Here is a 21,199-nt window from a genome sequence, read left to right on the forward strand (position 1 = left end):
CGCGGGCGGTCTGGGCTGGATAAAGGAACACGATGCTTCAGGTCCTCGACGCAGACGAAGAATATCTCGTCGCCACGCGAGGCCACGTGCTCGTGAAGGTCTGGGGCCGCATCAACCTCGACCGGGTGCGCCGCGCGTTTGCCGTGCACCGCTGGCTGCTCGAGGCGTCCGATCACGAGGCGACGTCGTTCGGCGTCATCGCCGTCGTCATCCCGCAGCGGCTCGCCATCCCCGACAGCCTCGACGCCGAGATGCGCAAGCTCGACGACCTGATGGCGCCCCACATCTTCGCGAAAGCCGTCGTCGTCGAGGGCGACGGCATGCGGTCGAGCCTCCTCCGCGGCACGGTGAAGGCGACGAGCCTCGTCAAGGCCCGGGGGTACCCCGAGAAGAACTTCGGTGAGATCGGGGATGCGGCGCGGTGGCTCGTGCCGCAACTCGCGACGAAGACCGGTCAGGTGGTCTCCGCCGAAGATCTCGCCTGGGACATCGCCGAGGCGCGGGCGCTCCACCATCACCTCGGCTGATTCGCCCTCGAACGTTCGGGGCGCGGGCTACTCGACGTCGAGCGGAACGAGCTCGACCGAGGGTCGATCGTCGGCTCGCTTCACGTATACGAGGTGCTGGAGCGGCACCGCATGCCACGTCCCGTGGTCCCGCGTGAGCGGCTCCGAGGCGATGATGCACGAGCTCGCGTCCTCGTCCGCCGAGAGCATGCGCCATTCCCCATCGTACTGGCCGTACGATTTTCCAATCGTGTACCAGATCCGGAGCACCCGCTCCTCCGGCGGGTGGAAATCGTCCCCGAGTCCATCGAACTGTCCGAGGCCGTAGGTATAACAGACGGCGACGAGATCATTGCCGTCCGAGAGGAACAGGTTCATCGGGGAAAACGTGCGGATGCCGAGCTCGCGCCGGATCCCCGCCACGATCCGCAGCGCGGAGGTGACCCCGCGGGCGATGTCGAGCGCGCCGAGATCCGCGCACGGATCGGGGAGCTGCGAGAGCAGGAGCGCGTAGAACCACTCGCTATCGGTCGTCCCTTTGATCGCGCGCGCGATCTCGGGCCGGATCTTCGGCAAGAGGGCAAACTTCATCTCGTCGAACCGCGCGAGCTGCCCATTGTGGGCGAGCGCGAGCCTCGCGCCCTCGAACAGGAACGGGTGCAGGTTCTGCTCGTGGATGATGGCGCGCGTGTCGTACGGCACGCCGCGCAGGTGCGCGAGCAGGGACGTCGCGCGCACCTTCGCCGCGAGCGCGCGCAGGTTCCGATCGTAGATGGCGAGCTGCGTGCTGCGGTAGGCGAAAGGCAGATCCGGGCGCTCCGAGCGCGCGTCCCACGCGAGCAGCCCCGAGCCCGCGAGGTTCAGCCGGGTGTAGAACGCGGCCTGGTGGGTCTGGTTCACGAACGAGACATCGGGCTTGTAGAGCAGATCTTCGAGCGGGATCGGCTCACCGAGGTAGGCGAGGACGCGGCACATGGTCCTCCTGTCGCCCGGGACGCGCGCGCTTGCAAGCGCCAACGCGCGAGGGTTCGTGATCCCGCCTCGCCGGGAAATGGTATCTTCTCCCCGAAGGGGCGATCACGCGTGCACGAGGGACGACGATTCATCGGCGGGGCCGCGGGCGCGCTCACGCTCGCATGCATTCTCACGGGCACAGAGGTCGCGCAGGCCGGCGATCCTTCCCACGTCGCGCTCTGGCGCTTCGAGATGCACGGGGCTTATTTTCAGGGCGATCAGCGTCTCGGGGCGGGCACGCTCGCGCCGTACAACGGCTGGGGTTTCTGGGGTCGGGTCGGCATCTCGGAGTTTCCCTGGAAATGGCTGGGATACGACGTGCTCGCGCAGATCGGCCTGGTCGGCACGCCGCAGGGTACCTTCGACGTGGCGGCCGAGGGCGCCGTCGCGTTCGCGCCCGCGCGCTGGAAGGGGAGCGTGGACGGCTCGATCGTCCTCGGCGTGGGCGGCGGCTTCGGACTCGAGCGCCCCGTCTGGCTCGGCCGCGGCGGCACGGGGTATCCGCTTTTGCTCGGGCGCCTCACGCTCAAACCGAAAAACTCGATTCGGTTCTTCACCTCGTTTCGGTTCACGCCCATCACCTCGGACGCGGGCTGGGTGCGCTCCTACGATCTCGAGGTCGCGGGCGGGTACAAATGGTGGCATCTCGGCCTTCGCGGGCGCATCGACGACGTCACGCAGGGGGATCCCGAGCGATTGTACCGCACCTACTGGCTCGGCCCGACGGCGGGGTTGGTGATTCGATGAGCCGCGCGAGGACGACCGGTTTTTTTCTGGTCGCGATGACGCTCGCCGGCTGCGGCCTCGATCCGGTGCGCGTCTCGGATCGGGTCTCCACGCGGGACATGTTGCTCGGCGTGACGGCGCTCGATGACGGCGCAGCGGCGGCGATCGACGTGCGGGTCGGCAGCCCCATCGGCGCCGTGGAGCTCACGGGCGGCGACGCGTTGTTCGTCACGGTGGACGGGACACGCCGCCCGATGGCGGAAGGCCAGCTCAATGGCGCGCCGATCCATTCGGTGAAGCTCGACGCGCTGCCAGGTGACTTCCTCCTCGACCTCGAACGCCAGAACGATCGCGACGTGCACGGCGTCGTCGTCGAGGTCCCGCGCCCGTTCACGATGACCGCCGCGGGCCTCACGCAGGATCTCCCGCTCACGCTCTCCTGGGAGGCCGATCCCGAGGGCGGCGAGGTCGTGGTGACGGTCCAGGGCGATTGCATCGACCCGCTCACGCGCGCGCTCGATGAGGACACGGGTATGCTCGTGCTCACGCAGGCCGAGCTCCGCCCGCCGCCGGCGGGCCCGCCCCTCGCGCCTTGTGCGCTTCAGGTATCTCTCTCCAAAACGATCACCACGCGGGACGCGCTTTTCTCGACGAACCCGGGTGGAATCGTCACCACGAGCGCTGAGCAGCGCCGGACGATCGCGGCCACCTGGACGCCCTGACGCCCCCGTGGGCGGGGGCATTGCGAGTTCGACGGGAGCCTCCGCACGTCCGAGGTCGCGAGGCAGCTCCGAGCCAATCTTTTGACGCGCCACATCGGCCTCGTGGCGCTCGCCGCCTATTGGCAGTGCGAGGACAAGCGCAAGGCGTTCGAGGCGGGGCTTGACGAACACGTGAGGAAGCCCGTCGACGCCCGTCGACCCGGAGGCGCTGGAGGAGGCGAATGCGTTCTCGGCCTCGCGCGAGGGATTCGGAGCCCGCCGAGCGCGGCTCGGCCGGCGGCGCCGTGCGTCCATGTCGCCATGCCCTGGTCACGTGCGTGACCTGGGCGTTCACGAGTTCTGGTCAATGATTGGACCAGGTTCGCATACATTATTTTCGAAATGGAACCGCTTGCAATGTTGCCCCAAGCAGAATAATATTCCTGTTCACGCGGGCGGCTCCGGTTCCCGAAGGGGTCTCGTCGGATCTGCGTCACAGCCCACCTTGGTGAGCCCCTCGCGCGTTGACCCAACCACGGCGTGACGCTGCAATACAGAGTGTCGAGGCGCGCGATGAATACGCGTGGCGCGCGGATGCGCGCGTGGCGCGTCCTCGACGCCATGGCCATTTCGTCGTCGTTTTTGATCGGCGACGCCCGCCCATCATTTTCATATCCCGGAAGGAACCGACATGACGCACAATCTTCGTCATTCTCTCGCGCTCGTGATTGCTTCGCTCGGCCTTGCGGCTTGCGCCATCGGCGCGGACGAAGGCGGGGAGGACGTGGGAGCCGCTCCGATCGCCCTCTCGGCCGAGGGCCGGTACATCATCAAGTTCAAGGATTACGGCCGGCGTGGCGCCTCGATTGCGGCTGCGGGCGGCAAGGTCGCGCGGGAGTTGCCCGAGCAGGCGGCGAGCGCCGTGTACCTGCCCGACGCAGCGGTCGAGGCCATGGCGAACAACCCGAACGTCGAGTACGTCGAGGTCGATCAGCGCCGGGAGCTTTACGGCCAGACGACGCCGTATGGCATTTCGATGGTGCAGGCGACCGACTCCGCCTTCGCGAGCGCGGGGGGCAGCACCAAGGTCTGCATCATCGACTCGGGCTTCCATGCCGGCCACGCCGATCTCCAGGGCCTGCCTGTCACGGGGCAGAGCGGCACTTCGTGGAACACGGACTCCTGCGGCCACGGCACGCACGTCGCCGGTACGATCGCTGCGGTGAACAACTCGCAGGGCGTCATCGGCGTCGCGCCGAACAACGTCTCGCTGCACATCGTGAAGGTTTTCGACGGCGCCGATTGCGCCTGGTCGTACGCCTCGGACCTCGTGGCCGCGCTGAACGAATGCCGGAGCGCGGGCGCGCAGGTCGTGAGCATGAGCCTCGGCGGCAGCTTCTCCAGTACGACGGAGAAGAACGCGTTCGACAATGCGAACGCCGCGGGCGTGCTCAATATCGCGGCCGCGGGCAACGGCGGCAACAACAAGACCTCGTATCCGGCGGGGTACGCGTCCGTCATGTCCGTGGCGGCTGTCGATTCGGCGAAGGCGAAGGCGGACTTCTCGCAATACAACGCTGACGTCGAGATCACGGCGCCGGGCGTGCAGGTCCTCTCGACCGTGCCGTGGACGACGCCGAGCCTCACCGTGGGATCGAGCGCTTACGCGGGCTCGAACATCGATGGCGCGGCGGCGAAGTCGGTCTCGGGTGCGCTCGTCGACGGCGGTCTCTGCGACTCGGTCGGCGCGTGGGCGGGCAAGATCGTGCTCTGCCAGCGCGGCGTCGTCAGCTTCGCGGACAAGGTCAACAATGCGCAGGCCGGCGGCGCCGCGGGCGCGGTCATCTACAACAACGTCTCCGGCGGCTTCGCGGGCACGCTCAACGGCACGAGCGCGATCCCGGCCATCAGCATTGGCATGGAAGAGGGCCAGGCCCTCGTCGCGGGCTCGCTCGGCGCCAGTGCCTCGCTGAACACGATCCAGACGATCCCGGGCACGGGATACGAGGCGTGGGACGGCACCTCGATGGCGACGCCGCACGTCTCGGCCGTCGCGGCGCTCATCTGGAGCCAGAAGCCGACGGCGACGAACAACGACGTCCGCAATGCGCTCACCTCGACGGCGGAGGACCTTGGCGCGGCCGGCCGCGACGTGAACTTCGGGTATGGCCTCGTGCGCGCGAAGAACGCGCTCGACGCCCTGCTCAGCGGCAGTGGCGGCGGCGGGCCCACCTGCGGCGCCTCCGGCGCGACCTGCTCGGCCGGCTCGGATTGCTGCTCGGGCACCTGCGGCGTCAAGGGCAAGAAGATCTGCAAGTGAGCTTCTGAACGGCGGGGATCCGGCAGCCCGGATCCCCGCTCGCACGCCACCTTTTCCCGCCTTTCCGCCCATTTTTCAATCCAGCGGCCTGGCACTATTTTCTGGGGGCGGGTGTTTCGGCGCAATTCAATATTTACAAATGCCAAACGATTTGGATAGGGTCTGTTCATGACTTTCGCGAAATCAGGACGTCGAGCCTTTCCTTGGTTGGTCCTCGTCTCGCTTGCGGCGTCCGCGGGCGCGCTCGTCTCGGCTTGCTCCGGGACGAGCACGCAGCCCACGCCCGGAGACACGTGCACGCCGGACCTCGGATCCATTCAGGAGACCATCTTCGCGCGGTCCTGTTCACAACAGGGATGTCATGCCTCCGTCGAGCCCGCGGCCTTCCTCGACCTCGCGTCGGCGGGCGTCGAGCAGCGGCTCGTCGAGGCGCCCTCGGGCACCTGCGAAAACAAGGTCCTCGTGGTGCCGGGCAAACCCGATCAATCATTCCTGGTCGAAAAAATGAGGCTGGCCATGCCCGGCTGCGGCCTCCGCATGCCACCCACGGGCCCCCTTCCGGCCGCGGAGATCGCATGCATCGAATCCTGGATCGCTGGCCTCCCCGAGGGCAGCACGCCGGACGGCGGCACCGACGCGCTGCCATGCGAAATGTGCGGCGGCGAAACCTGCGTCGACCTCGCCACGGATCCCACGAACTGCGGCGCCTGCGGGAAGGTTTGTCCACCCGGGGCCACGTGCGGCGGGGGCGCATGCGCGTGCAGCGGGGCGCTCACGGCGTGCGGGGACGCCTGCCTGGACACGTCCGTCGACCATGCGAACTGCGGCGGCTGCGACAAACCCTGTCCGCAAGGCTCGCTCTGCGCGGGAGGGCAATGCGCTTGCCCAGGCGGGCTCGAGGCGTGCAGCGGTCAATGCGTGGATACAACGTCGGACCCGATGAACTGCGGCACGTGCGGCACGAGCTGCGGGGCGGGGAAGGTTTGCAATGGCGGCGCATGCCTCGCGAGCTGCGGGATGCTCGAGACCTGCGGCGCATCCTGCGTAGATACGAGCACGAGCGTGACGAACTGCGGCGCGTGCGGGAACGCCTGCGCAGCCGGAGCCTCGTGCATCGCCGGCATGTGTACGTGCCCGGCCGGGACCTCGGCCTGCAATGGCGCCTGCATCAACACGACCACAGACCCGGCAAACTGCGGGGCGTGCGGCAAGGTATGCGCGGCGGGCACGACGTGCCTCGACGGCGCGTGCGCTTGCCCCGGCGGAGGCGCCTCCTGCGGCGGCACGTGCGTCGATACGCAGACCGATCCGAACAACTGCGGCGCCTGCGGCAACACGTGCGCGGCCGGGCAAACGTGCGCGGGCGGGACCTGCACGTGCGGCAGCGGGAGCGTCTCGTTCGCCGTCGACGTGCAGCCCATCTTCACCACGAACTGCGCTTCCGCCGGCTGCCACAAGGGCGTCAACGCGCAGGAAGGGCTCGATCTGAGCGTCGGAAAGGCGCATGCCGAGCTTGTCAACGTCGCCGCTACGCAATGCAATGACGGCCGCAAGCTCGTCCTGCCCGGCGACCCCGCGCAGAGCTACCTCATCGACAAGATGATGAACATCGACCTCTGCTCGGGATCGAAGATGCCCAAGGTCGGGATGCTGCCTTCGGCGCAGATCACCACGGTGGCGAACTGGATCTGCGCCGGAGCGCCGAACAACTAGAACATCGAGCGGTTGTCCACCCGATCAATCTTCTCGTCGGCTCAGGTCCCCGCGACCTGCATGCCGTCGAAGACGAGCGTCGGGGTGCGGCTCGTGCCATAGGCGAAGGGATCGTTGCCGACGGCGATGAGGCGCTTCCACACGTCGACGTGGCGGCCGGACACGTTCATCTCGGCGATCGGCTCGGCGATCTTGCCGCCGCGGATCACGAAGCCCTGCACGCCGAGCGAAAAATCGCCCGTCGCGTCGTTCGAGTTCCCGCCGAGGAACGACGTGATGAGGAGGCCCTCCTTCACGTCGAGGGCGAGCGCGGCCTGCGTCTTCGGGCCGAGCTTCCAGGCGATGTTCGTCGAGCCACCCGTGGTCGGCGCCATGCTGAGCTTCTTGCCGTAATACGTGTCGATGTAATGGTTCTTGAGGACGCCCTTCTCGAAGACGGGCATCCGCCGCGCGGCCAGGCCCTCGCCATCGAACGGGCGCGTGCCGAGCCCCTTCGGCAGGAGCGGGTCGTCCGCGAAATCCAGCTTGTCGCTGCCGAACGGTTTGCCCATGAACCCTTCGAGGAACGAGCGCTTCTGCTGCAGCGCGGCCCCGGTGATCGGACGGAGCAAATAACTCAAAAAGCGGCCCGCGGCGCGGTTGTCGATGAGCACCGGCATCACGGCCGAGGGGGCCTTCTTGGCGCCCCGGCGCGCGAGCGCCCGCTCGGTCGCGCGGCGTCCCACGGCGGCCACGTCGGGCAGATCCGCGTAGAGCCGCACCCAGGCGTATTCGCCCTCCTCGGGCCTGCGCCCGTCGTCGTCCTTGATGCTCACGTCGGCCGAGATCGAGAACTCCGTGCCTGCGAAGCTCGCTTCGAGCCCATTCGAATGCACCTGCGTCGTCTCGCTCCACGAATGGTAGCCGTTCGTGGTGACGCTCAGGATCGCCTCGCTCCCCTTGACGCTTCGCGCGGCCTCTTCCATGGACTGCGCCGTGCGGCGCAGATCGAGCGCGGTGATGCTCTCGATCTTCGGATCGGCCATCGACAGGCCCTCCGGCGTCGCCTTCGAATAAAGCGCCGGATCCGGCAGGCTCCGGTGCGGATCCTTCGCCAGCGTGCGCGTGAGGCCGATGGCGTTGTCGAGGAACGACGCGAGGCCCTCGGGGCGCAGATCACTCGTCGAGAAGGTCGAGTACCGACCGTCGACGTAGAGCCGGACCTCGAGCCCGCGGCTCGTCGCCTCCGTGATCTTTTCGAGCTTCCCGTCGCGCCAGGTGACGTCGACGTCCCGCTTCACCCGCGCGACGGCCGCGACCTCCGCCGCTCCCTTTTGTTTGGCCAGAGAAACCGCGTTCCTGGCGATTTGCAGCATGGCTTCGTTCGTCATGACGCTCCCTCAGCCCTTCGCGCTCGCCTTGCCGCCCTGGGTTCCGCCCTGACCGCCCACCGTGATCGAGGAGACGCGCACCGTGGGAATGCCCTGCGAGACGGGCACGCTCTGCACGTCCTTGCCGCAGGTCCAGCCGCCCTCGTCGATGACGAGGTCCTTGCCCACCATGTCGATGCGCTCGAGCACCCGCGGGCCGTTGCCGATGATGTTCACGTCCTTGATCGGCCGGGTGAGCTTGCCGTCCTCGATGAGGAAGCCGTTCTTCACGTAAAACGTGAAATCCCCGGCGCCGATCTGGACCTGGCCGTTCGAAAAACTCTGGCAGTAGATGCCCCGCTTCACCGAGGCCACGATCTCGTCGTGCTCGTGTGGCCCGGGCAGCATGTACGTCGCCCGCATGCGCGGCATCGGCGGGTGCTGGTAGCTCTGCCGTCGGCCGTTGCCCGTGGGCTTCAGGCCGTAGTGCTTCGCCGAGATGGAGTCGTGCATGTACGTCGCGAGCACGCCCTTATCGACGAGCGTCGTCGTGCCCGCCGGGTTGCCCTCGTCGTCGACGTTGATCGCGCCGCGCGCGTGTGGCTGCGCCGCGTCGTCGACGATGTTCACGAAAGGCTGGGCGATGGGCTTGCCGATCTTGTCCGCGTAGATCGACGTGCCCTTGCGATTGAAATCGGCCTCCATGCCGTGGCCGATCGCCTCGTGCAGGAGGATGCCCGACGAGCCCGCCGCGAGCACCACGGGCATCTCCCCGGCCGGCGCCGGCACCGCGTCGAAGAGCACCGTCGTCCGCGCGACCGCCTCGCGCACCACGCGGCCCACGGTCTCCGGCGAATAAAAGTCGAACCCGCGCCGCCCGGCGACGTTGTAGCCGTTCGTCTCCTTGCGGCCGCCTTGCTCGGCGACACACGAGACGTAGAGGACCGTCATCGGCTGGAAATCCTCGACGAGCCGGCCCAGGCTGTCGGCGATGAGGATCGCGCCCGCCTCGTCCGCGAAGAAGACGCTCACCTTCTTGATGCGGCCATCCATCTTGAAGATCGCCGCGTTCACGCCGTCGAGGATCGGGAGCTTTTGCGCGGGCTTGATGCCGTCCCAGGGCACGTCGAGCGTGTACCTTTGCGGCAGCGCCGCCCCGACCGCGAGCGCCTTGGGCGCGGGCCGCGCGGGCCCGTCCGCGACCGCGGCCGCCGTCTGCGCCGCGCGTTTGATCGCCTCGCGCGTGAGCTCCTCCGTATACGCGTAGCCCGTCTGATCGCCGCGCACCACGCGCACGCCCACGCCGAGCTCGACGCGTGTGTAGGCGCGGTTCACCTCGCCGTCTTCGAGCTGCAATCCATTGGAGACGCGGTGCTGGAAGAAGAGGTCGGCGTGATCGGCGCCGCGCGAGAGCGCGTCCGCGAGCCCGTCCCGGATCATCCCCTCGTCCACGCCGAATCGGCTGAAATACGAGACCCGCGGCGCGTCGGCCGAGGGCACGACCGCGGCCGTGGTGGGCTTTTCGAGCGCCTGCCCCGCGCAGCCGAGCAGGAACCCGCTCGCCGACGCCGCCGCGATGCTCGATGCTCCCATCTCGATGAATTGCCTCCGGTTCATGCGATGATCGTGGCCCATCGTCCGAGCTCCAGGTGAAAAGTACGGTCACGACGATACACCCCCGTCCACACGCGAGCACGCGGATTCAACAGGCGAGCCGCGTTTCGACGCCTCCGTCCGGGTGGTTCGTCCGGGAACCTTGCCCCATAATCTCATGCCGCAGCGCGGCACGGCCTGCCGCTTGCAACGAATGCCGTGCTGTGGTCTACAGCGTCTAGCAGGTAGACGCTCCGGGACGACGCGTGTGAAGGCCGAACGCGGATTCATCCTGACTCCGACCTACCGGATCCACGACGATCGGACCGAGGTGCACCTGTATGCCGTCCTCGCGTGCGGCGAGCCTGCGCTCCTCGTGCACGACCAGCATCGTCCTTATTTCTTCGTGCCCGCGCGGGACGAGGCCGTGGCGCGCCGCGTCGCGGGCGAGCGCTTGTCGGATACGCCCCTCGTCTCGTTCGCCGGAGATCCCGTCTTGCGAATCGAGGCCCCGAACCCCGAGCGCCTCGCCGGGCTGCGTGCATCGCTCCTCGCGAGCGGCGTGATCGCGCTCGAAGCGGACGTGCGCTTCGTACAGCGTTTCCTCGTCGATCACGGCATCCGCGGCGCCTTCTCCGTCGAGGGCCCGTTCGAGCGCCGCCGCGGCGTGGGCCGCGTCTACAGGAACCCGCGCATCGAGCCGGCCTCGTTTGTCCCGCGCCTCTCCGTGCTCTCGTTCGACATCGAGACCAGCCTCGACGGCGCGCGCCTCTTCTCCATCGCGGCCGCGGGGCAAGGTGGCGAGCGTGTCTTCCTCATGCAAGGCGGCGCTGCGACGAACTTGCCTTCTGACGATGGGGGCTCCGCCCGGACAAGCCGGGCTGTGCCCCCATACCCCCCGTCTGTCAACGTTTTTTCCGACGAACGCTCCCTCCTCGCCGCGTTTTTCGAGCACGTCCAAAAGGCCGACCCCGACGTGCTCACGGGCTGGAGCCTGCCCGATTTCGACCTCCCCCAGCTCGTCACGTTCGCCCGCCGCGCGCGCCTCCCTTGCTCGCTCGGCCGCGCCTCGGGCAACCCCACGATCCGCCGTGATCCCGGCTTCACCCGCGAGGCGCGCGCGTTCGTCCCCGGCCGCGTCGTGCTCGACGGGCTCGCGCTCGTGCGGGGCGCGTACGTGCGGCTCGACGACTATCGCCTGGAGACCGCGGCGCGCACGATCCTCGGCCGCGGAAAACTGTTTGGCCCCGAAAACCGCGGCAACGCCATCGAATCCGCCTTCCGCGACGATCCTGCCGCGCTCGCCGCGTACAACCTCGAAGATGCCCGGCTGGTGCTGGAGATCGTGCAGAAGCTTGGCCTCGTCGAGCTCGCCGTCGAGCGCAGCCTGCTCACGGGCATGCCACCCGATCGGGTCGGCTCACAGATCGCCGCCGTGGACTCACTTTACCTCGGCGAGATCCGAAGCCGCGGCCGCGTCGCTCCCTCGGTCACCCGTGACGACGACCTCGACACGGGCCCGCTCGCGGGTGGCCTCGTCCTCGATGGCAAACCCGGGTTTTTTCGGAACGTCCTCGTCTATGACTTCAAATCTCTTTACCCGAGCCTCATCCGCACCTTCAACATCGACCCGATGACCTTCGCGGGCGAAGGCCCTCCCGGGGATCCGAGCGTGATTCACGTCCCCGGCGGCGCGACGTTCCGGCGCGATGAGCGGGGCATCCTGCCCGATCTCGTGGCGCGGCTCGGCGCGGAGCGGCAGGAGGCGCGGCGGAGCGGCGACGAGCAACGCGCGCAGGCCATCAAGATCCTCATGAACTCCCTCTACGGCGTGCTCGGATCCCCCGCGTCGCGCCTGTTTTCTCCGCCCGTGGCGAGCGCGATCCCGCTCGCGGGGCAATGGGTCATCCGCGTCGCGGCCGCCGCCGCCGCGTCGCGGCCCGGGCATCGCGTGCTCTACGGCGACACCGACTCGCTCTTCGTCGACGTGGGCGAGCCCGATCCCGAAAAAGCCGCGGCGTATGCGGACGCTCTCCGCGCGCACATCGCTGCCGAGGTCGATGACGCGCTCGCCCGCGCGTTCTCCGTGCAGAGCCACCTCGACCTCGCATTCGCGAAGATGTACGCGCGGTTTTTCCTGCCCGAGATGCGCGGCCGCGCCGAGGGCAGCAAGAAGCGGTACGCGGGGCTCGTGTATCGCCCGCGCGGGGACGGCGAGGTCGAGATTGTTGGCCTCGAAGCGGTCCGGCGAGATACGAGCGCCATCGCGCGGCGATTCCAGCGCGAGCTCCTGGATCGTGTCTTTCACGATCGCGTCGTGGAGCCGTTTGTCCTCGCGTTCGTCGAAGACCTCCGGGCGGGCCGATTCGACGCGGAGCTCGTCTACCGCAAGGCGCTCCGCAAGCCCCTCGACGCCTACACGAAGACCACGCCGCCGCACGTAAAAGCGGCGCGCAGGCTCGGCGCGGACGCGGGCCGCGTCGTCTCGTACGTGGTCACGAAAAACGGCCCCGAGCCCACGAGCGCGCGTTCGTCCCCATTGGATCATGAACATTACGTCGAGCACCAGATCAAGCCGATCGCGGACGCGGTGCTGCGTTTGTCGGGCGGGCGCGATTTCGACGACGTCACGGGCGCGCGGCGCCAGCTCTCGCTCTTCTGAATTGCCCGGGTGACAGGCGCGGGCGCGGGGAGTATGGTGCCGCGCCATGCAATACACCCGACTCGGCCGCACGGCCCTCCAGGTCAGCCGACTTTGCCTCGGCACGATGAACTTCGGCCCCCAGACGAGCGAAGAGGACTCGTTCCGCATCATGGACCGCGCCCACGATCTCGGGCTCAACTTCTTCGACACGGCCAACGTGTACGGCTGGAAGCAGGGCGAGGGCTGGACGGAGCAGATCATCGGCCGCTGGTTCGCCCAGGGAGGCGGGCGCCGCGAGAAGACCGTGATCGCGACGAAGGTCTACGGCGGCATGGGCGACTGGCCGAATACGTCGCGCCTCTCGGCGCTGCACATCCGGCGGGCGTGCGAGGAGTCGCTCCAGCGGATGAAGACGGATCACATCGACCTCTACCAGATGCACCACGTCGATCGCAACGCGCCGTGGGACGAGATCTGGCAAGCGATGGAGGTCCTCGTCCAGCAGGGCAAGGTGATCTACGTGGGCTCGTCGAACTTCGCGGGCTGGCACATCGCGCAGGCGAACGAGGCCGCGAAATCGCGCCATTTCCTGGGGCTCGTCTCCGAGCAGAGCCTCTACAACTTGATCGATCGCACGATCGAGCTCGAGGTGATCCCCGCCTGCCAGCACTACGGGCTCGGCCTCCTCCCGTGGAGCCCGCTCAAGGGCGGCATCCTCGGCGGCGCCCTCAAGAAAGAAAAAGAAGGGCGGCTCGCCACCGATTTCGCGCAAAAGAACCTGACCAAGTACCGCGAAAAACTCGAACGATTCGAGGCGCTCGCGGCCGCCCTCGGCGCACCCGCCGCGGATGTCGGGCTCGCCTGGCTCCTCGCGCAGCCCGCCGTGACCGGGCCGATCATTGGTCCTCGTACGATCGAGCAGCTCGACGCCACCGTACGTGCGCTCGATCTGAAGCTCGACGAGGCGACCCGGAAGAAGCTCGACGAGATCTTCCCCGGCCCCGGCGGCGCCGCGCCGGAAGCGTACGCGTGGTGAGTCACGTCCCAGCGGCGCCGGGATCGAGTACGCTCGGCCCGTGACGTTTCGCCGGGCCGCCCTGTCCCTCCTGCTCTTCGTCCTCGCGCTCGTCTCGTGGGCGCCTGCCGCGTCCGCGCATCCGTACAGGCTCCCCGGTGGGCGCGAGAAAGACGTGCTCGCGCTCTTCGCGCCCTTCACGCTGGGCACGGAGATCGCCGCGGGGTTCGCGCTCTGGAATGTCTCCATCGAGCAGCAACGGATCGTCGTCAGCTTGCACGAAACGAAAGGGCGCGAGGTGAAGCTCTCCCTCGTCCACCCGGACGATGACGCCGCGCGCCCCGACGCCCCGCGATCGTCGAGCTTCGTCGCCGTGCGTGATCCCACGGGGGATCCCGATGCCGAAAAGGCCGTCGCGAAGCTCCTCGAAGCCCTCGCGCGAAATGATCACGGCGACCTGTGGATCGAGCCGCGTCCGAGGGCCGCTCCGCGTTCGTCCGGCGTGGCCCCGATCCAGGCGCGCGTCGCGGCCTACGCCGCGGGGCAATGGGGTGATCTCGACGGGATCGTCGCGCTCTTCGGGTTCGTCGCGCTCGCCACCGTCCTCGCCGTTCGGCTCACGCGGGACGAGCCTGCGTGGATCCGCGCGGCGCTCGCCGCGATCGTCTTCGTCGGCGCGGCCACGCGGCTTTGGCTTTCGCCGGTCTCGTTCCTCGGCGCCTGGCCCTGGACGCGCCTCTGGCCGAACGTTCGCGCCGTCGCCGAGGGCCCGGTGCTCGAGGCGCTCGCCGCGCGCGCTGGCGGCCCGTTTTACCTGACCGACGTCATTGCGTGGACGAACTTCGGGTATGCCGCCGCGATGCCGCTCGTGCTCTTCGGCCACGCGACCTACCTCCTCCGGGATCCTCGCGCCGGGCTCTTCGCCGCGTACGCCGTCGCGCTCTTGCCGCAGCACATCCGCTTCTCGCGCTGCGAGGACGCATTCGTCCCCTCGCTCGTGATCACCTCGCTCTCGTTCGCGCTCATCCACGCGTGGCTCCGCGACCCCTCGCGCGTCTTCCGTATCGTCGCGATCGCCTGCCTGCCGGCCGCGCTTTACACGGGGTACCTGCTCCGGCCGCTGAACATCCTGTTCATCGTCGTCTACATGGCCGCCGTCGTCTTGCTCCACCCGGAGACGGCGCCTCCCGTGCGGCGCGTGATCGGCGTGCTCGTCATCACCGGAATGGGCGCGCTCGTGTTTCCGGTGTTCCTCTCGACGAACGACGCGGCCGTGAAAGCGGCTCTCTTTGGGCCGAGCTGGCTCCTCCACACGGGGCGCGCGTTCCTCGTGCCGAAGCTCTTCGTGCTCACCGATCCCGCCGTCACGCCGCCGGTGCTCGTGGTGCTCGCCGTCGCGGGGGCGGTCCTCGCTTATCGGGCGGGCGAGCGCAGGCTCGTCGTCTTCCTCCTCGGCTGGCTCGGGATGTTCACGATCACGCACGCCTTCGTCATGGAGGAGACGATGCGCCCGCGGTATCACTTGCACCTCGTCGTCCCCTTCCTGCTCCTCGGCGCGAGCGCCGTGCCGTGGCTATGGGACCGGCACCGCGTGGGTGTCCTCGTCGCTTGTGGGGCGCTCATCGCGGCGCCTTTGCTGCATCGCGGATGGATCCAGGACCTCGGCTACACCGAGATGCAGGAGCACGCGTTCGTGCAGAAGGCCCGCGAGATCGTGCCCGAGGGCTGCACCGTGATCGAGTACGTCGGCGCGGACGCGCAGGCGAAAGAGCTCCGCTTCGCCCGCATGGGGGCGCGTACCGGGGGGGATCTCCTGAAGGATCGTTATCGTGTCGCCCCCGCGTTCGCCCCCGGCGTGATCCCCGAGGTGAAGATCGAAAAGCCGCTCGAAGAGCTGCTCCGCGACCCGCCCGCCTGCCTGTACCTCTATGAGGGCCTGCCGTGTTGGTCCGGAAAATCGCCGGACGAGGCGTATGCGGGGACGTGCAGCGAGCTCCGGCAGAAGCTCGACGCGGAGGTGGTGATGCAGGGGGAGGTGCCGCTCGTGATCTACGACCGGCAAAACATGCCGCCCGGGCGCCGCGACGGGCCGAACGTCACGTTCTGGTTGTCGCGGGCGCGCTAGGCGAGGGGCGCGAGACTCAGGCGGCGGCCGCCTTCTTGTGCTCGGTGATGAGGATCGGGTTCGCCGGGGCCGGGAAGCCGAGCTTGCCGATCTCGTCGTTGATGATCTCGTTCGCCGCGAAATACACGCCCCAATAATGCGCCGTGTGGCAATACGGGCGCACGGCGAGCACGGGGCCGGCGAGCGTGAAGGTGAGCAGCTCGACGTCCGGCGCCGGCGTCTTCGCGACGTTCGGGATCGTCTTGAGCTTCTCCTTCAGCACCGCGATGGCCTTGTGCACGTCGGCCCCACCCGAGAGCTGCGCGACGAGCTCCACGCGGCGATAGGGGTTTTCCGAGAAGTTCTTGATCGTGTCGCTGAAGATCTTGCCGTTGCCCACGAAGGTACGGACGTTGTCGGGCGAGTCGATCGCCGTGACGAAGAGGCCGATCGCGTGCACCGTGCCCTCGACGCCGCCTGCGATGACGTAATCGCCCACCTTGAAGGGCCGGAGCACGATCATGAAGACGCCCGACGCGAGGTTCGAGAGCAGGCCCGACCACGCGACGCCGATCGCCACGCCCGCCGCCGCGAGCAGGCCGGCGAACGTCGTCGTCTCGATGCCGAAGACGCTGAGCACCGAGAGCAGGAGCAGGATGTTGAGCAGGACGCCCGCCACCGAGCCCATGTACTTCGTGACCGTATCGTCGATCTTCCGCGCCTGGAGGCTGCGCTCGAGGATGCCGAGCACCGCGCGGATCACGATCCGGCCGACGATCCAGAGGACGATCGCCCCGAGGATCTTCAACCCCACGTTCATGCCGATCTGAACGGCCAAATCGATGTACTTTTGAATCGTTTCGCTCATGATGAATGTGCCCCTCAGCAATACCCGTGCCGGAACGTATCCGGGCCGACGTGCCTCCACAAGCGCTCGATTTCGATGTACGAGGTGCCTCGATCCGAGGCGGCGAGGCATCAGGTTGCGCGGGGGAGGTGAGGACACGCGCCCTCAGCGCGCGGCGGGGCGGATGCCGAGTCGTTGGAGCTTGCGCCAAGGGGTTGGAACCTGGTTTCCTTCGGACCCATGGATGGGGATCGGGATCTCGCGGGGAGGCTCGCGAAGAACGTCAAGCAGCTCCGGGAGGCGCGGGGGTTCACGCAGCAGCAGATGGCCAAGCTCGGCGGGCTGCCGCGCGCGACGTGGGCGCACCTCGAGTCCGGCGAGGCGAACCCGACGCTCGCGGTCTTGAACCGCGCCGCGTCCGCGCTCCAGGTGTCCATCGAAGAGCTCCTGAGCGCCCCGCGCAGCGCCGCGCGCCACTACCCGCGCGGGACCTTGCCCGTGCGCACGCCGGGACAAGCCCTCGTGCGGAAGCTCCTGCCGGACCCCATTCCTGGCATGGAGATCGATCGCATCGAGGTCGCCCCTTCCGGCCGGATGACGGGTGTCCCGCACACGCCGGGCACGCGTGAATACCTCACGGTCGAGGCGGGCGAGTTCCAGCTTTGGGTCGCAGGCGAGCGCTTCGAGGTCGCCGAGGGCGACGTCGTGGTGTTCCGCGGCGATCAGCGGCACTCCTACCACAACCCGGGCCGCGTCCCGGCGGTCGGCTACTCGGTGGTCGTGCTGGCGCGGGGCGACTGACACCACGGTTTTCCGGCCAAACATCTTCAGGGGCAGGGATCCCCGGAGGCACGCCCGCCGCCGTCGACCGGCATGCCCATCACGGCCCTGCCTTTGAGCGCGGCCACGACGAACTCCATGCGCCGGTTTTGCTTGCGCCCCTCCGCGGTGCGGTTGTCGGCGATGGGCTTCACCTCGCCGAAGCCGACGGGGAGGAGCCGCTTGCAATCGACCCCGCGTGCGGCGAGCGCGCGGGCGAGGGAGAGCGCGCGGCGGCCCGAGAGCTCGAGGTTCATGGCCGCGTTGCCCTGGCTGTCGGAGTGGCCCTCGATGCGGAAGAGCGTGATCTCGGGTTTGGCCTGGAGGAACGCGGCCACGAAATCGAGGGCCGGCCCGCTCGTGGCCTTGAGGCTCTCTTTGCCCGTGTCGAACTCGATGGGCTCCTTGACGACGAGCCGGCCGCCTTCGAGCGTGAATGCGCCGGGGCTCGTGGGCCCGGCGAGCCACGGCGAGGGGGCAAGGATTTCCGCGGGATTGCGTGGCTCGGGCGCAGGCGGCGGCGCGGGTTCGGGTTCGGGCGCGGGCGGCTCCTCGGCCGCGGCGACGGGCGCAGGCGGCGGCGCGTTCGGGTTGTCCGTGAGGATCACGGGTGGAGGCGCCGGCTCGGGGGGCGGCGTGGTCGCGCCACAGGCCGATCCGAGCGCGGCGAGGACGAGGAGCGAGGCGAACGAACGAGGCGAGCGCACGAAAGGAACGATGCGCGGCGGCGAGCGCGCGGGGAAGGAAAATCGTCAGCGGGTCAGGTTCACGTCGTACACGCCGTAATCGCTCGTCGCCTTCCCGGAGATCTTCGTCGTCCCCGGCTTGCGCTCGATCTTCATCGGATCGGCCATCGTGGGCTGGAGCTCGCCGCTGATCGTGAGGTCCAGCGTCACGTTGCCTTCGAGCGCGCCCGACATCGTGAACGCTCCGACGAGCGTGCCCGTGATCGTGCCATCGGGAATCCCATTGAGCTTCAGGTCGAGGACCGGCCCCGTGCCCGAGGTGTTGTACGTGACCTCGCCATCGTCGGAGTACTCCTTCAAGGCCTCGTTCAGGGTCATGGTTTTGTTGGTGGACGAGCCCTGATCCACCTTGCCGCTGATGGTGAGGGTGCCCGTCCTGTCCCCGTTGGCCGTCTGCGGGTCGATGTTCGCGCTCGACGCGGCATTGAAGCCCTGGAAGCCGAGCTGCATGGCCTTGTCGATCGATTTGTCGAGGCTTTCATAGGCGCGGCGCGCGTCCTCCTCGGAGGCCACGTCGTCGCTGCAACCGGCGAGCCCGAGGGCGAGGGCGAACAGCGGAAAGAACATGCGTCGTTTCAAGATCGTCACCTCCATAAGCAGGATACACGTCCCCGTCTCGAATGCAGTCGCGATTTTGTCGGGTTCGAGCGATAAAAGTATTTACCAGGCTCTCTTACCGTCCTCATCGCATCAAAAACCATCCGTGGAAACGGCGCTGACCAGCGCTCCGATGCACGGGGCGCGTACAGATTCGACGAGGAAACAGATACGGACCCGGCGTTTGCCCCCGGGAAACGGGCGCGCCCGAGCGCGGCGTGCACCCCGACCGCGATTCGCGGCAGAGCGATCGGCCCGATCCGTGCCGGTCGATCTTCCAACCGACCCCCCGTTCGTGCTACGCGCCTCTCGCATGACGAACCTCGTGGAGTTCGGGACACCCGCCGCGATGCCGCCGTCGGAGCGGCGTCTGCTTCTCGTGTTCGACGGGGGCAACGCGCCGGGATACGCGTCGGTCGCCGTCGCGCTCACCGAGGAGGCTTCCCGCCGCGGCTACGAGGTCTGGGCCGCGACCGAGGGCTTCCGCTCGCTCACGCCCGACGCGACGAACGAGCCGCGCTTCGAGCGGCTCATCGTGAGCCGCCGCGAGCGCTACGCCCTGCTCGCCAAGGGCATCCCAGCCCGCAGCATGGGCCGCCGCGTCCTCGACGCCGGGAGCGACTTCCGCAGCGAGCGTTACCTCGGTTTCCACGACGCGCAAAATCGGCGCGCCGCCGCGGAGACGCTGCGAACCCAAGGGTTTTCGCACCTCGTCGGCGTGGGCGGCAATGGCACGTTCGAGGGCCTGCGCGCGCTGCTCGGCGAGATCTCGCCGCGGGTGCCCACGGGCTTCGTGAACGTCTCGATCGACAACGATCTCGCCGGCGATCGCGCAATCGGCTTCCTCTCGGGCGTCGAGGCAGGCGCGACGATCGCGCGCGGGCTCTACGAAGACGCCTACACGCACAAGCGGATCTACCTGCTCGAGATGATGGGCAACCGGAGCGGCCGGCACGCGCTGCACTGCGGCGTGGCGGCGCGCGCGCACCTCATCGTGCTGCCCTTCTTCCAGTTCCCGGAGGCCGTGCTGCGCGAGACCGCCGCGGCCCTCTCACAGGCCGACTACGCGCTCGTCGTGGTGGCCGAGGGCTACGAGCGCGAGCGGCGCGCGCGAGAGATGCCCGGCGCGTCGGCGAGCGAGTTCCTGCGGCGGCAACTCGAAGCAGCAGGGCTCGTCGATTCCGCGCAGAAGCGCGTGATCGCCGAGCCCTTCAGCCGGTACCTGCGCGGCGTGCGGCCGGCGTTCCTGGAGATCTCGGCGGCCTACGTCAAGGCGTCGCTGCTCTTCGACGCGTTCGAGGAGGGCCGGACGGAGATCATGCCGTTCGTGCTCGCATCGAACGACGTCGGCGTGCGCCCCTTCCACCTCATCGCACGCGAAGACCGCGTGGAGCGAGCCTTCCTGCCGCTGCTCGCGCGGCTCCAGATCCCCGGCTTCTCCACGTGGATCCGGGACAACTTCACGAGCGAGAAGACCAGCCTCTGAGCGGAGGAGCGTCGTGGCAACGAAGTGCATCATCCTCGATTTCGACGGCACGTTCACCGACGTCGAGCGCGAAGCCGCGCCGTTCGTAGAGGTGTACCGAAACGCAATCTTTGATCTCCTCGGTCGAGAAGATGTCGCCGTCTGGGAAGAACGCGCCGCCGAGCTCGCGCGAAACCCCGGTCGTTACGGCTGGATCCACGACGGGCGAATCGTCGCGCCCGCTGGCGCCGATCCCTACATCCGCTCGACGAGCATCGCGCAGCTCCTCTTCGAGAAGTACGGCGTCCTGCGCGGCGAAGCGACCCGCACGGCCGTGCTGACGGTCCTGTATCACCTCGCCTACGAGCAAACGCTGACCGCGTTCCGGCCGCGCGCAAAGGAGGTCCTCGAAGCCCTCGCAGCCTCGGGCCTGCCAACGTTCGTCGTCACGAACGCACGCACAGAGGCAGCGCTGAAGAAGCTCCGAACGCTGGCGCCCGAAGGTCTCTCGCGGATCGAGGTGCACGGCGACGCGCGCAAGTACGTCGTGGCCGAGCCCGAGGCCAACGACGCGCGCTTCTCGCGCGTGCCCGCAGAAATCCACCTGCCAGGCCTCGAACGCCCCGTGTACCCGCGCCGCGGCCGCTACTGGGAGCGGATCGCGCAGATCCTCCAAACGACAAACGTCGCGCCCGAGGAGGTGCTCGTCTGCGGAGACATCTACGAGCTCGACCTCGCACTCCCACTCGCGCTCGGAATGCAGGTGCACATGGTCACAGGCCCACACGCACCCGCAGCACACGAGGTCGCGTTCTTCGAATCCCTCGGCGCACGCGCAAGCCACGGCGACGATCTCGGGCAGATCCTCGCGCGCGCCGGGCTCACCCGCTAACCGCCGTTGCGCCGGGGCGCCGCCCCGGACCCCGCGGGGGGCTGTCCGCCCCCTCGACCCCGGACCAGGCACGGCCCTGAGCATTGGTCCCATCTCCCATCGGTACATTCGCCCCCTCTGACGACATTTAGAGGGGGAGATGTTGGAT

General features: G+C 68.3%; 17 protein-coding genes. 11 read left to right on the forward strand and 6 right to left on the reverse strand.

The features are described 5' to 3' along the window. Positions 1–32: 32 nt before the first annotated feature. On the forward strand, positions 33–527 hold the full coding sequence (locus QHF89_RS45665; RefSeq protein ID WP_136972935.1) for a hypothetical protein: 495 nt from the start codon (positions 33–35) through the stop codon (positions 525–527). Between the two features lie 27 nt (positions 528–554). On the opposite strand, the gene QHF89_RS45670 is transcribed toward QHF89_RS45665, so the two are convergent. Continuing rightward, positions 555–1,481 (reverse strand): class II glutamine amidotransferase, encoded by a 927-nt coding sequence (locus tag QHF89_RS45670; RefSeq protein ID WP_136972936.1) that lies wholly within the window; start codon positions 1,479–1,481, stop codon positions 555–557. Positions 1,482–1,589: 108 nt separating this feature from the next. Here QHF89_RS45670 and QHF89_RS45675 point away from each other — a divergent pair, with 108 nt between their 5' ends. The 4 genes from QHF89_RS45675 (at position 1,590) to QHF89_RS45690 (ending at position 6,980) form a co-directional block, all read left to right on the forward strand. Beyond that, complete coding sequence (locus QHF89_RS45675) at positions 1,590–2,267, forward strand: hypothetical protein (RefSeq protein ID WP_136972937.1); 678 nt, start codon at positions 1,590–1,592, stop codon at positions 2,265–2,267. Next, a complete protein-coding gene (locus QHF89_RS45680; RefSeq protein WP_136972938.1) occupies positions 2,264–2,968 on the forward strand; it encodes a hypothetical protein in 705 nt (234 codons plus the stop codon). The genes QHF89_RS45675 and QHF89_RS45680 overlap by 4 nt, the downstream gene beginning before the upstream one ends. 670 nt (positions 2,969–3,638) lie before the next feature. After that, on the forward strand, positions 3,639–5,267 hold the full coding sequence (locus QHF89_RS45685) for a S8 family serine peptidase (RefSeq protein ID WP_136972939.1): 1,629 nt from the start codon (positions 3,639–3,641) through the stop codon (positions 5,265–5,267). A 168-nt stretch (positions 5,268–5,435) separates the two neighbouring features. Further along, positions 5,436–6,980 (forward strand): MXAN_6577-like cysteine-rich protein, encoded by a 1,545-nt coding sequence (locus tag QHF89_RS45690; protein WP_136972940.1) that lies wholly within the window; start codon positions 5,436–5,438, stop codon positions 6,978–6,980. A 41-nt stretch (positions 6,981–7,021) separates the two neighbouring features. On the opposite strand, the gene QHF89_RS45695 is transcribed toward QHF89_RS45690, so the two are convergent. Together QHF89_RS45695 and QHF89_RS45700 are read right to left on the reverse strand one after the other, a co-directional pair. Beyond that, positions 7,022–8,350 carry a TldD/PmbA family protein gene (locus tag QHF89_RS45695; protein WP_136972941.1) on the reverse strand — a complete coding sequence of 443 codons (1,329 nt, stop codon included), beginning with the start codon at positions 8,348–8,350 and terminating at the stop codon, positions 7,022–7,024. A 9-nt stretch (positions 8,351–8,359) separates the two neighbouring features. Further along, positions 8,360–9,946 (reverse strand): TldD/PmbA family protein, encoded by a 1,587-nt coding sequence (locus tag QHF89_RS45700; protein ID WP_136972942.1) that lies wholly within the window; start codon positions 9,944–9,946, stop codon positions 8,360–8,362. A 244-nt stretch (positions 9,947–10,190) separates the two neighbouring features. Between QHF89_RS45700 and QHF89_RS45705 the strand changes: the two genes are divergently transcribed. The 3 genes from QHF89_RS45705 to QHF89_RS45715 are packed head-to-tail and all read left to right on the forward strand — an operon-like array spanning position 10,191 to position 15,706. Beyond that, on the forward strand, positions 10,191–12,584 hold the full coding sequence (locus tag QHF89_RS45705; RefSeq protein ID WP_284721806.1) for a DNA polymerase II: 2,394 nt from the start codon (positions 10,191–10,193) through the stop codon (positions 12,582–12,584). A gap of 46 nt (positions 12,585–12,630) precedes the next feature. Then, the gene (locus QHF89_RS45710; protein ID WP_136936324.1) at positions 12,631–13,602 is read left to right on the forward strand and encodes an aldo/keto reductase; all 972 of its coding nucleotides are present in this window, start codon (positions 12,631–12,633) and stop codon (positions 13,600–13,602) included. 40 nt (positions 13,603–13,642) lie between these two features. Continuing rightward, a complete protein-coding gene (locus QHF89_RS45715; RefSeq protein WP_136972943.1) occupies positions 13,643–15,706 on the forward strand; it encodes a DUF2339 domain-containing protein in 2,064 nt (687 codons plus the stop codon). Between the two features lie 16 nt (positions 15,707–15,722). Here QHF89_RS45715 and QHF89_RS45720 read toward each other — a convergent pair whose 3' ends face one another. Then, entirely contained in the window at positions 15,723–16,553 is an 831-nt protein-coding gene (locus QHF89_RS45720) for a mechanosensitive ion channel family protein (protein ID WP_136972944.1), read from the reverse strand. A 219-nt stretch (positions 16,554–16,772) separates the two neighbouring features. Between QHF89_RS45720 and QHF89_RS45725 the strand changes: the two genes are divergently transcribed. After that, a complete protein-coding gene (locus tag QHF89_RS45725) occupies positions 16,773–17,333 on the forward strand; it encodes a helix-turn-helix domain-containing protein (RefSeq protein WP_136972945.1) in 561 nt (186 codons plus the stop codon). A 26-nt stretch (positions 17,334–17,359) separates the two neighbouring features. Here the strand turns inward: QHF89_RS45725 and QHF89_RS45730 are convergent, their stop codons facing one another. Then, positions 17,360–18,058 (reverse strand): OmpA family protein, encoded by a 699-nt coding sequence (locus QHF89_RS45730; RefSeq protein ID WP_136972946.1) that lies wholly within the window; start codon positions 18,056–18,058, stop codon positions 17,360–17,362. A 45-nt stretch (positions 18,059–18,103) separates the two neighbouring features. Then, positions 18,104–18,664: a hypothetical protein gene (locus tag QHF89_RS45735; RefSeq protein ID WP_284721807.1), complete on the reverse strand. Its 561-nt coding sequence runs from the start codon at positions 18,662–18,664 to the stop codon at positions 18,104–18,106. 343 nt (positions 18,665–19,007) lie between these two features. On the opposite strand from QHF89_RS45735, the gene QHF89_RS45740 reads away from it, so the two are divergent. Together QHF89_RS45740 and QHF89_RS45745 are read left to right on the forward strand one after the other, a co-directional pair. Beyond that, positions 19,008–20,180, forward strand: coding sequence for a 6-phosphofructokinase (locus QHF89_RS45740; protein WP_136972948.1), 1,173 nt, complete (start codon positions 19,008–19,010; stop codon positions 20,178–20,180). 13 nt (positions 20,181–20,193) lie between these two features. Further along, positions 20,194–21,051, forward strand: coding sequence for an HAD family hydrolase (locus QHF89_RS45745; RefSeq protein ID WP_136972949.1), 858 nt, complete (start codon positions 20,194–20,196; stop codon positions 21,049–21,051). Positions 21,052–21,199: the final 148 nt, after the last annotated feature.

The sequence above is a fragment of the Polyangium sorediatum genome, from assembly GCF_029946465.1.
GTDB lineage: Bacteria > Myxococcota_A > Polyangia > Polyangiales > Polyangiaceae > Polyangium > Polyangium fumosum.